At 41.9% G+C, this 11,562-nt stretch carries 10 protein-coding genes and 1 tRNA gene; 5 read left to right on the plus strand and 6 right to left on the minus strand.

All coding sequences use genetic code 11. The annotated features are described in order from the left end of the window. Window positions 1–355 precede the first annotated feature (355 nt). The 3 genes from UYC_RS0127260 to hisF all read right to left on the minus strand — a co-directional run bounded on the left by UYC_RS0127260 (window position 356) and on the right by hisF (window position 1,617). Window positions 356–428, minus strand: a tRNA-Ala gene (locus tag UYC_RS0127260). 124 nt (window positions 429–552) lie between these two features. After that, complete coding sequence (locus UYC_RS0127265; RefSeq protein ID WP_016874118.1) at window positions 553–744, minus strand: hypothetical protein; 192 nt, start codon at window positions 742–744, stop codon at window positions 553–555. A 99-nt stretch (window positions 745–843) separates the two neighbouring features. Beyond that, window positions 844–1,617: an imidazole glycerol phosphate synthase subunit HisF gene (gene hisF, locus UYC_RS0127270; protein ID WP_016874117.1), complete on the minus strand. Its 774-nt coding sequence runs from the start codon at window positions 1,615–1,617 to the stop codon at window positions 844–846. Window positions 1,618–1,775: 158 nt separating this feature from the next. Here hisF and ruvB point away from each other — a divergent pair, with 158 nt between their 5' ends. The 4 genes from ruvB (at window position 1,776) to UYC_RS0127290 (ending at window position 6,852) form a co-directional block, all read left to right on the plus strand. Beyond that, complete coding sequence (gene ruvB, locus UYC_RS0127275) at window positions 1,776–2,879, plus strand: Holliday junction branch migration DNA helicase RuvB (protein ID WP_016874116.1); 1,104 nt, start codon at window positions 1,776–1,778, stop codon at window positions 2,877–2,879. Between the two features lie 168 nt (window positions 2,880–3,047). Beyond that, window positions 3,048–3,854, plus strand: coding sequence for a tetratricopeptide repeat protein (locus tag UYC_RS0127280; RefSeq protein ID WP_016879735.1), 807 nt, complete (start codon window positions 3,048–3,050; stop codon window positions 3,852–3,854). 215 nt (window positions 3,855–4,069) lie between these two features. Next, entirely contained in the window at window positions 4,070–5,353 is a 1,284-nt protein-coding gene (locus UYC_RS0127285; protein ID WP_016874114.1) for a glycosyltransferase, read from the plus strand. Between the two features lie 182 nt (window positions 5,354–5,535). Beyond that, a complete protein-coding gene (locus UYC_RS0127290; RefSeq protein ID WP_016874113.1) occupies window positions 5,536–6,852 on the plus strand; it encodes a condensation domain-containing protein in 1,317 nt (438 codons plus the stop codon). 64 nt (window positions 6,853–6,916) lie between these two features. Here the strand turns inward: UYC_RS0127290 and UYC_RS0127295 are convergent, their stop codons facing one another. Further along, the gene (locus tag UYC_RS0127295; RefSeq protein ID WP_016874112.1) at window positions 6,917–8,314 is read right to left on the minus strand and encodes a cytochrome P450; all 1,398 of its coding nucleotides are present in this window, start codon (window positions 8,312–8,314) and stop codon (window positions 6,917–6,919) included. A 132-nt stretch (window positions 8,315–8,446) separates the two neighbouring features. After that, window positions 8,447–9,226 (minus strand): TIGR01548 family HAD-type hydrolase, encoded by a 780-nt coding sequence (locus UYC_RS0127300; protein ID WP_200862402.1) that lies wholly within the window; start codon window positions 9,224–9,226, stop codon window positions 8,447–8,449. Between the two features lie 163 nt (window positions 9,227–9,389). On the opposite strand from UYC_RS0127300, the gene UYC_RS0127310 reads away from it, so the two are divergent. Beyond that, on the plus strand, window positions 9,390–9,695 hold the full coding sequence (locus tag UYC_RS0127310; protein WP_016874109.1) for a 30S ribosomal protein PSRP-3: 306 nt from the start codon (window positions 9,390–9,392) through the stop codon (window positions 9,693–9,695). Window position 9,696: 1 nt separating this feature from the next. Here the strand turns inward: UYC_RS0127310 and UYC_RS0127315 are convergent, their stop codons facing one another. Beyond that, window positions 9,697–11,535, minus strand: a complete 1,839-nt coding sequence (locus UYC_RS0127315; RefSeq protein WP_016874108.1) for a serine/threonine-protein kinase — start codon at window positions 11,533–11,535, stop codon at window positions 9,697–9,699. Window positions 11,536–11,562 lie beyond the last annotated feature (27 nt).

The following is an 11,562-nucleotide window of genomic DNA, read 5'->3' on the forward strand; positions in this document are numbered from 1 at the left end:
AATGCAGCATAATCGCTCAATTATGCCGAATAAATTAACAAATCCTGACATAACTGAAAAACTGGATTTGCACATCAGGGTCGAAACAAGTGGTCGTGCAAAATAAAAGGGAACTCTGAACAGGAAATTTCTCATTACCATGCAGAGCCTCAATCAACGTTTTCTTGGGCTGCCAGCCTGGGAAAGAGAAAAGACAGGGGACAGGAAAACAATGTGTGTAATTAATTCTGTCTGAGTACTTATCAGGAAAAAGGCGTGAAAAGCAATAAATTAGTACTTTTTCCCCACTCGAAAGGCAACTTGTTTATCAAGTTCAAGTCACACAAATGCACTCAAAAGTATTTTGAAATTTTAATGGAGCTAAGCGGATTCGAACCGCTGGCCTCTGCAATGCCATTGCAGCGCTCTACCAACTGAGCTATAACCCCGCACAGTGCGTTATCGATAATAACTTAATCTATAGCTATTTGTCAATGTGCTTTGCTGAGAGAATTTATAAACAAAAGTTAAGAAATTAATAGCCAATTTCTATATTATTAGAAACCTACTTTGTTAAGAAACTTTCAGCAAATAGCTCATACAATGGCCCATCAAAAAGTAAACTACCATCATGGCAGCAGCAGCCGTTGCCACCAATAAACCTGCCAACATTAAAGAAAATTCCTTATTTTCGTAGGCTTTTTCCATTAGATGTAGCGACCAAGCCACTAGCGCTACATCAAAAACTAAAATAGGAATCAACATATTTCTTAATATTTTTTAATGCTTCTTAGCCAATATTAACACCGTTTTCGAGAACTGTGTTGAGTACTAGCAGTGTGCTCTAGTCAAAGATTGGCATTCTCAAGAGGGCATTCTGACAGGCACTTGGCGATCGCGCAAATAATTCTTGATTTCCTCCACAGTTAATTGTCCATAATGTAAAAGTGAGGCTAGTAAAGCGGCTTCTGCTTTACCTTCTGTCAGTGCTGCATGGATATGTTGGCAATTACCAGCACCACCAGAGGCAATGACAGGAATTTGTACAACTTCAGCGATGGTTTTTGTTAACTTGAGGTCATAACCGACTTGAGTGCCATCAGCATCCATACTAGTCACAAGCAATTCTCCTGCGCCTCGTTTTTCAACTTCTTGCGCCCACTTGATTGCGTCTATGCCTGTGTTTTCTCGTCCACCCCGCACATACACATCCCAACCAGGATTGTTAGGATCTTTTCTGGATCTAGCATCAATGGCAACAACTATGCATTGATTGCCAAAGCGATCGCTCGCCCGATTAATGAAATCTGGGTCACGTACCGCTGCCGAATTAATACTAACCTTGTCTGCTCCAGCTCGTAACAGATTTTTAACATTTTCTAAGGATTGGATGCCACCACCCACAGTTAATGGAATAAAGACCTGTTCGGCAGTCCGGTAAACCACATCGACAATAGTATCTCGGTCTTCATGAGTTGCCGTAATATCCAGAAATACTAACTCATCTGCTCCTGCTTCGTTGTAAACCTTTGCCAATTCAACTGGATCGCCCGCGTCCTTGAGATTAACAAAGTTAACTCCTTTTACAACTCGTCCCGCGTTCACATCTAGACACGGTAAGATTCTTTTAGCCAGCATGACAAATTTTGTACTCCTAAGTAGTTCCCCGGAATTTAAATTTTAGATTGGCAAGCGCACTTTAGAAACAAAATTAACGCGTCCGTATTTATACGTGTTGGTGCTACCACCAGTTACCGTTAACAAGTGTAAATGTAACAGTTAATAAATTTAAGACTATGGCAATTATCTCCTCGAAAAAACAGCCTTCCGACTCAGGTGGAGAACCAAAACAGCGTCAGACGCAACCCAAAACATCGACAAAAGAGAATATTTTGCAACCCGAAGCTGCGATTGAGGAACAAGGTAAGCAGGAAGAGAGCATTCGACCGCAACGGTTTGCCGATTATATTGGACAGAAAGATTTAAAGGATGTACTGGAAATAGCAATTAAAGCAGCTAAGTCCAGAAAAGAAGTGCTAGATCACCTATTGTTATACGGCCCTCCTGGTTTGGGCAAGACGACAATGGCAATGATTTTAGCAGCGGAGATGGAAGTTAACTGCAAAATTACCAGCGCTCCATCCCTAGAACGTCCTAGAGATATTGTTGGGCTGTTAGTGAATCTCAAACCTGGGGATATTTTGTTTATAGATGAAATTCATCGCCTCTCGCGGATGACCGAAGAGATTTTATACCCAGCAATGGAGGATTACCGCTTAGACTTGACAGTAGGCAAAGGTTCTAGCGCTCGAACTCGCAGTATTCCCCTATCAAAATTTACTTTAGTGGGGGCGACAACCCGTGTCGGTGCGCTCACTTCTCCTCTGCGCGATCGCTTTGGTTTGATTCAAAAACTCAGATTTTATGAAGTCGAAGAACTGAGGCTAATTGTCCAACGCAGCGCTCAGTTACTCAATACTACCGTTACCGAAGATGGAGCCAAAGAAATTGCCAGGCGATCGCGTGGCACACCACGAATAGCAAATAGATTGCTGAAGCGTGTACGTGATTATGCAGAAGTAAAATCATTTGATTGCATTTGTGAAAAAGTAGCAGCCGAAGCATTGCAACTATTTCAAGTAGATCCTTGCGGCTTGGATTGGACAGACCGCAGAATGCTAAGTGTGATAATTGAACAATTTAACGGCGGGCCAGTAGGGTTAGAAACAATTGCAGCGGCGACAGGTGAAGATACCCAAACCATAGAGGAAGTATACGAACCTTATTTGATGCAGATTGGGTATTTAAGCCGCACACCCCGTGGTAGAGTAGCGACAGCTGCTGCATATAAGCATTTAGATTTTAAGCCACCTAATGAGCAGTTGTCGTTTTTGCAGTGACTAGTGACTAGGGACTAGGGACTAGGGACTAGTAAGAGGACAACGAGAGGAAGAGAGGGGGAGAGGTAGGGAAAATCTTTCACCGTGTCCTCGCATCCCCGTGTCCTTTTTACCCAATCCCCGATACCCAATACCCAATACCTAAAAAATAGACACAGGTAAACATAGATGATGAGGTTAATAGTTATTTTGTTGAGTCTTTTGCTTGTGTTTGGGTGGGCTGAGGCTGTAATGGCACAATCCCAAAAGCCCAACATTACCCAAGAGCAGCTGCGAAAAGGTGATGAGTTGACAAGAGCAGCTTTTGCAGCAACGAGTAAAGGTGATTTTGCCACTGCTGAAAAGTACTGGACAGAAATTATCGAGCAATTCCCAGATAATCCGGCAATTTGGAGTAATCGGGGAAATTCTAGGGTGAGCCAAAATAAGCTGCAAGAGGCGCTGGCTGATTTTAACAAAGCAATTGAACTTGCACCAGATATTACAGACCCCTATTTAAATCGCGGTACTGCCCTTGAGGGTTTGGGAAGATGGGAAGAAGCGATCGCAGATTACGATCGCATTCTTGAAATCGATCCTCAAGATGCAATGGCGTACAATAACCGCGGTACTGCCGAAGTCGGCTTGGAAAGGTGGGAAGATGCCATAGCCGACTACAAAAAAGCAATGGCATTAGCCCCAAATTTAGTCATTGCCCGTGGTAACTACGCTCTAGTTTTGTATGAAACTGGGCAAATTGAGCCAGCAATCCGAGAAATGAAAAATATAGTCCGCAAATATCCTAATTTTGCCGATACACGTGCTGCACTCACAGCTGCTCTTTGGGTAAATGGACAAAAAGGTGAAGCAGAAAGTAATTGGGTAGCTGCTTCTGGACTCGATCCCCGTTACAAAGATATCAATTGGGTGAAAAATATTCGTCGCTGGCCTCCTAGCATGGTGACAGCTTTGGATAAGTTTTTGAAATTACAATAAAAGTACTTACTGTTTGCTCGCTTCAATTTGGAGAAATCAAACTTTAATGCCTTAACAATTACACTTCATAATTAATTTTTTTTGCCAATTCATCAGATATATAAGTATTACATGAGTTTTAATATGAGTTTTATAGTTTTGATAAATCTGAAATTGTAGTTAATATTTTAAACGACTGAGAACAAATTAATACAAATATATCTGTAGAAAATCTCATGACTCATTTTGGCATCATCTGTCCTGGTTCAACTGGTCACCTTAACACAATGCTCCCATTAGGGAAAGAACTGCAACAGCGAGGGCATCGCGTCACCTTATTTGGAGTACCTGATGCTCAATCCAAAACCCAAGCAGCAGGATTAGAATTCCGGGTAATTGGCGAATCTGAGTTTCCCAAGGGGGCAAATGCAGAATCATTGGCTAAGTTAGGACAACTCAGTGGTAATTCAGCGTTTAAATATACCGTTAGTCTTTTAAGGAATGGTGCAGCTGTTATCCTCCGAGATACACCGCAAGCCATTAAAGAAGCGGGTGTGGAGGCACTGCTAGTAGATCAAGCTTCACCAGAGGGAGGAACTGTTGCAGATTTTTTGGGTATTCCCTTCATCACTATTTGCAGTGCTGTAGTACTGAATCGAGAAGAAAGTGTTCCACCTATTGTCACAAATTGGCATTATAGTACGGCGTGGTGGGCACGGCTACGCAACCGAGCTGGTTATGAGTTGCTCAAACGTATAGCCAAACCAATTCGGGATTTAATTGATGAGTATCGCACAGAGTGGAAGTTACCCCCGCACTCCAACCCCAATGAAAGCTATTCCCAATTAGCTCAAATTAGTCAGCAACCTGCGGAATTAGAATTTCCCAGACAAAATTTACCCCAATGGTTCCATTTTACAGGGCCTTATCACAGTCCAATTGGTCGAGAACTTCCTGCTTTTCCTTATGAAAAGTTGATAGATCAACCGTTGATTTATGCCTCAATGGGGACTGTACAAAACAGATTAATAAAAGTTTTTCATAATATTGCTGAGGCGTGTGTAGGATTAGATGCCCAGTTGGTAATTTCTTTAGGTGGTTCAGCCAGCCCAGAATCCCTACCAGCACTTCCTGGTTCACCTTTAGTTGTAGAATATGCGCCCCAACTAGAATTACTTCAAAAAGCCAATCTCACCATTACCCACGCAGGTATGAATACAACCTTAGAATGTTTGAGTAATGGCGTGCCAATGGTTGCAATCCCAATTGCCAACGATCAGCCAGGGATCGGAGCGCGTATAGCTTGGGCAGGTGTTGGTGAAGCTATACCTGTAGCCCGCTTAAATGTCCCCAAGTTGCGAAAAGCCATCAAGCGGGTACTGACGCAAGAATCCTACAAACAAAATGCGCTCAGATTACAAGCGGCTATTCACCGTGCAGGGGGGGTTAGTCGAGCCGCCGATATTATTGAGCAAGCTATATCTACAGGAAAACCTGTGCTTGCTAATACTAATTCCTAAATGCTTGCTTGAGCGCATATAGATTGAATTGGTACAAAAGAGGTTGTGCCGCGATCGCGTTTAAGTATCCCAAGATTAATAAAAGATATAAAACGGCACTGTCGATGAATCCTGCAAACCGAGTACTTTTCAATTAACCGAACAGGGCGATCGCGTAGATAAAAAGTTACCGATTAAGAATTATGAACTCTCTAAATAGAAAACTTGGTTTAGTCGAGAATCTGTTTAAAATTCTCCATGATTTAGGCTCAATGATTGATGTGAATGTTGGCCGTATCGAAGGACAACTTGCACCCGATATTCTCCGGCAGGCTCTGAATTTGGTGCAAAAGCGTCATCCAATGCTTCAAGTTCACATTGTTGAATCTTCAGATGGTGCTTGTTTTCGCTCGGAAGGAACGTCTGACATTCCTTTGCATATTATCAACAAACAAGATGAGAATCAATGGCTTGAAATTGCTGAAGACGAATTGCACAAAAAATTCTCTGGGAGTATGGAGCCTCTTTGTCGGGTAACTTTTCTTCATTCTTCTATCAGTAATGACATTAGCGAAATTATTGCAACGTTTCATCATGCTGTTACTGATGGAATGTCATGTATGCGTTTTTTCGATGACTTATTGTCTTATTGTCAACAAATTACTGATGGAGAAGATATAGCTACAGTAGTAACTATGGAACTTCTTCCTCCACTTGAAAAGATGCTTGCCAAGCATCTTACTCATCACAATCAAGTTGAAGAAGCTCAAGACAAATCCTATCAAACAAATCATTTACCAGAGTTAATAATTGAAAAAGAAGTATCTCCTAGCCAGCGTCGCACCCGTCTTGTCACCAAAATTTTAAGGAAAGATATAACTGTTTTATTGAAAGACCGTTGCAAACAAGAGAAAACAACAGTAAATGGTGCATTGTGCGCTGCCATGCTACTCGAAACGGCAAAAATTATCTTTCGTGATGGAAATATCAGAAATATCAACTTGTCTTGTGGTTCAAATATAAATTTACGAAAATTTTGTCAACCTGAAGTAATAGATAAATATATTGGTTGCTTCATTTCTGGAATAGAAGAAATTCACTGTTTAGAAAAAGATACTCAATTTTGGGATTTAGCACGAGAATTTAAGCGAAAAATTCATCAATCTATTAATAGTAAATTACCAATTTTTCAGGTTTCAAATGCAGATAATTTCCAGAAATTTAATAAAAATTTTATCAATCAAGCTTCAGTTCATAATATGGGAAGAAGCAGCACCACGCATATTTCAAATAGAGGACAATTCAATTTGCCAGAAAAATATGGTTCTTTGAAATTGAAAGAACTATATTTTGCTACAGGACAGCATATAGTTGGTACTTGTTTTTGGTTGGGTGTAGTAACTTTCCACGAACACCTATTTTGTACTTTTGCTCATGTAATTCCTTTAGTAAGTGTCAAGACAGCAGAGCAGTTTGCAAATTCTGTCATGGCCACCATACACAAAGCCTGCACATCCTAATCTTAAAAAGAGGTTTTACTTACAGTCTTTGCCGTTACCGATTATTTTCATAAACTGCCCTGAATCACTTAATTGAACTACTAACAGATTCGGAGGGTTGCTGTTGGTATACACGCCTCCCCTTTACCACCATCTGCACACCACCGCTCGGTCTAATTAGAGCACCATTACGTACTGCCTGTACTGGTTTACTATCAGCCAGTTCCATCTGCCAGCGAGACAGCAGTGTTGCCAAAACCATTTTCATTTCAAATAAGGCAAATGCCATACCTATACAGCGACGATTACCACCACCAAATGGTAAATACTCATAGGGAGCAAATTGACGTTCCAGAAAACGCTCTGGCTGAAACAGCTTGGATTCGGGATATAAATCTTCTCGATGATGAGTTAAATAAATACAGGGAATCACTAGAGTACCAGGCTCCAACTCGTAGCCCATGATTTCTAGCGGTGATTTTACCACTCGATTTAATGCCAACATCACCACTGGATATAAGCGCAGTGTTTCACAACAGACAGCATTTAAATAGGGCGATCGCAAAATCACGTTTGGATCGGGATTAGCACCTAGTCCATCCAGCTCTTGCAGCAGTTTCTCGCGCACTTGAGGAAGATGATGAATCCAGTAGAATGCCCACGCTAGAGAACTTGCTGTTGTTTCATGACCTGCTACTAATAAAGTAACTAACTCATCGCGTAACTCTATATCTGTCATTGGCTGCCCTTGTTCGTCCCTAGCTGCCATCATCAAAGACAGAATATCAGTTCGAGATGGATCGCTTTGCTGTTTGCGTTCTTGAATCTCGGCATAGATAAGTTCGTCAATTTGCTGGATTTGGTGCATGAAGATTCCCCAAGGACTCCACCGTCCAAAATCCTTGCGCAATATTGGGAAAAGAAACATGAGTGCCGTCAACAGAGGTGCTTTGGGATTGAGTATGGCAATCAGCCTTTCTCTGAGTTTTTCGTAACGCGGCCCTTCCTCTAGCCCAAATACTGCTTTTAAAATCACCTGAAAGGATATTGTTTGCATGGACGGCAAAACTGAAAAATTTTCTCCAATCTGCCAGCGATCGCTTACTTGCACTGTGACGTCACGGATCAGTTCACCATAAGCTAGCATCCGTTCTCCATGTAAAGGAGGAGTTAAAAGCTTTCTTTGTCTTTGGTGGGGTTTTCCTTCCAATGTCAGCAAAGATTGTTGTCCCAGTAGAGGTGATCGAATACCTGCTGGTTCACCAGAGTCCAACTGTTTTGGATCGGTGGTAAAAATCTGTTGAATTGCTTGGGGGTTGCTAATAAATACTTGAGGAGTAAAAACCGGGCCGATCCTAAGGGTGAAGATATCGCCGTAGCGTTTTGCACAGTCTTCCATATATTCAAGCGGTCTATTCATCCACTGGAACGTCTGTACCCAAGGATGATTTTGAGGGCCGTTAGGTAGTTTATGTGCAACCATTTTTTTATCTCCTAAGAATTGGAGCAATACTGGCTAATGCCAGTCGTTCATACACCTATAGTTAGATTGATCCTAGAACAAGTATGCAAATGAGGAGCTTAAAAATTCCTTAGCCTTACCACTTCTTGATGACTAACGTTTAGTTAGTTCCTGAATTGTTGTTGGATTCAACTGCTCGACATTATTTAAAACTATTGCGGCTCCCGCTTGTTGCAAAGTTTGGGCATATGCATCACGTCTTGCGGCTGTTTCCTGGACGTGCGGTGGTAAAACACCTACACCAATCCAGGTGCGATCGCGCTGCTGTGATCGCGCTTTCTCGACTGTGTACATATCAGCTACCGTATCTCCCACATACACAACTGTAGATTTTTTGTCAAGTCCATCCTCTAGCAGCCGGACAGTGGCAAAAAGTCCAGTAGGATCTGGTTTGCCAGGAGCATCTTCCATCGCAATTAAAACTGGGGACTGCAAACCAAGGCGGCGTTGCAAAACATAGGTAGCAGAAGCACGAGTAGCACCGCTAAAAAATCCCCATGTAATGCCAGCTAAAGTAAGTTGTTCGAGATAGCTTGGTTGTAATAACAAGGGTTCATCGCAAATATAGCCCGTGAAATTGTCTGGATCTGTGCCTCGGTAACGCGATTGAAAAAAGGCAACAATGTTTTCGTAGTCTAGCTGTAATTGTTGGCGCGATCGCCCTTGAGTCTCAAAGTAGCGGTAAATTAACTCTTGGGATGCTTCCCAATCATTATTCCAGATACCTTCAGACTTTAACTGGTCAATATCTACTGATGTCGGACGATAGGCTTTTGCTGTGAAATGTTCCACAGTATCTGCGAGCGCCCGTCGATAGGAACCGCCCACATCACGCACAACACCGTCAATATCAAAAACAACAATTGTATTCATGGTCATTGGTCATTAGTGATTAGCTTGTCCCCTATCCCCTGTCCCCTATCCCCTGTCCCCTTGTCCTCTTGTCTCCCCATCATTAATTTAGTCAGCGGGTGAGGTATTGCGTTAAAATAAGCGATCGCTGTCATTAGTTAAGTTTTGCCCGGAAATCCCGGAGGTGCAATTGTCAAAGTTTATTTTGAAAATTTTGTGGTTAGACGATAACGTCGCCTTGGCGGTCGATCAGGTAGTGGGTAAAGGTACTAGTCCTTTGACTAAGTACTTCTTTTGGCCCAGAAATGATGCCTGGGAAGAATTAAAAAAAGAACTGGAGTCGAAACACTGGATTAGTGAACTAGATCGGGTAGAGATACTCAATAAAGCTACCGAAGTTATCAACTACTGGCAAGAGGAAGGTAGAAATCGTCCGATGGCCGAAGCCCAGTTGAAGTTTCCTGAAGTTGCCTTTACAGGTAGCGCTTGATTTAGGTATTACCAATTGAATTTAGCTGCTGTTGTCCTAGCTCCCAGAGCTTGATTGTCTTATCCCTGCTGCCACTAGCAATCAGTTGTGCAACAGGGCTAACAGCAACGGCAAATACTGAGTCCTCATGACCTGTGAGAGTAGCAATTTCCTCTCCAGTACTGACTCTCCAAATTTTAATCGTGTTGTCTCTACTTCCACTGATCAGCGCTTTTCCATTGGCACTAAAAGCTACTGCCAGCACTGACCAAGAATGGCCTTGTAGTGTGCGAATTACCTGACCAGTGTTTACATCCCACAATTTGATAGTGTTATCATCGCTACCAGTTGCCAAAATTTTTCCATCGGGACTAAAAGCGAGTGTCAGAACTGCCCATGTATGGCTAGAAAGGCTGTAGAATGGGCAGTTTTTAAATTTCTCTTGATCAAGATGGGGAGAATTGAATGAAGAAATATCCCATAATCTCATAGTTCTGTCATAACTAGCACTGGCAAGAAGTTGATTTTGCGGACTAAACGCGACTGTACTGACCTGCAATTGGTGCCCAACTAGTGTATAAATTTCTTCACCTGTTTTGACATTCCAGAGTTTGACTGTTTTATCCCAACTGCCACTAGCTAGTGTTTTCCCATCAAGACTGAAAGCCACTGATTTGACGCTGTTTGTATGTCCAACAAGGGTAAATATTAGCTCACGTGTATTCACATTCCATAATTTAATTTTTTTATCATCACTAGCAGTTGCCAGAATTTCTCCATCAGGGCTGAAAGCAACTGATTTTACAGCTTGCTCGTGTCCAGCTAAAGTACAAATCAGTTTTTTAGTGCTTAAATCCCATAATTTAGTTGTTTTGTCATCATGAGCGCTGGCTAATATCTCCCCACATTCCCCTTCATTGATAAAGCTAGAACTAAGTCTAATGGCAATAGAATTGACGCCACTTAAGAAACTAGGATGTGCAGATAAAGTATGTAGACAGTGCCAATTTTGAATTTGAGATTTGGGATGGGGGATTGAGAATTGGATGCCCATTGCTTGCATGACTTCATCTGCCGATTGAAAGCGATCGCTCTGGGAATTTTCTATCAGTTTGTCAATAATTTTGCCCAAGCGATCGCTAATTTTAGTAGTCAGATACTGTCGCCAAACCCAAGAATTACTAACTGTATCAAATAAATCAAAAGGAGAAATCTGGGTAAGTAAGTAAATACAAGTTACACCCAAGCTATAAAGGTCACTCGCAAATACAGGTTTGCCTTGTGTTTGCTCTGGTGCAGCGTATTCTGGACTACCTATACTGTGTTCAATTTTTAGCTGCTTGTTGCCTGACAAAAATTTGGCTGTACCAAAATCCACCAAGATTAGATCCCCCCCGCCTGCGGCACACCCTCTTATCAAGGGGGGGTTGGGGGGGGATCTCAAAATCAGATTTTCGGGTTTGATATCGCAGTGGATGATCTGGCGATCGCCAATAAATTTGAGAACAGGCAACACATTCTCTAACAGTTGCCAAATTTGAGCTTCGCTAAAGCTTCCCCTTTTTTCCATTAAGGTAGCTAAATTCTTGCCTTCAACATATTCCTGCACCAAATAAAAGTGCTGTTTTTCTACAAAGAATGCTATCAAGGCAGGAACTTGTGGATGTTTCCCCAATTCCTCTAGTTGTTGTGCTTTTTTTATAAACTCTTCTACTGTTTGCTCTCGCGGCTGTAATTTTTGCACAATACAAACAACTGGCGGAGATTGATTTTCATCTGTTGCGAGAAAGGTTTGGCAAAATCCACCTTTACCAATCTGTTTAATTAAGTGGTAACGTTCGTACAGCAAAATTTCTACCATTTGTCAAGTATAAAGATGGACACCCTC

It is taken from the genome of Chlorogloeopsis fritschii PCC 6912, from assembly GCF_000317285.1.
Lineage (GTDB): Bacteria > Cyanobacteriota > Cyanobacteriia > Cyanobacteriales > Nostocaceae > Chlorogloeopsis > Chlorogloeopsis fritschii.